Here is a 221-nt window from a genome sequence, read left to right on the forward strand (position 1 = left end):
GTGAGTCATGCGCGGCTGCTCGACGCGGTGTGGGGCGAGGAGCCGCCCGCGGGCGGCCACAAGGTGCTGCCCACTCACGTCAACTCGCTGCGCAGGGTGCTCGATCCGGAAGGTACTCCGCCCGCGGAGTCGGTGATCCGCAGCGGCAAGGGCTGGTACCGCTTCGTCGTCGAGGAGGTCAGGCTCGATACGGCGGATCTGGACGAACGGGGCGACGAGGC

The 221-nt window shown here is 70.1% G+C and carries 1 pseudogene; it reads left to right on the forward strand.

Annotated features, from left to right (window positions below):
• Positions 1-221: pseudogene (locus KVT45_RS55995) on the forward strand (hypothetical protein); the annotation flags it as partial.

This window comes from Streptomyces sp. GbtcB6, assembly GCF_019091475.1.
Lineage (GTDB): Bacteria > Actinomycetota > Actinomycetes > Streptomycetales > Streptomycetaceae > Streptomyces > Streptomyces hyaluromycini.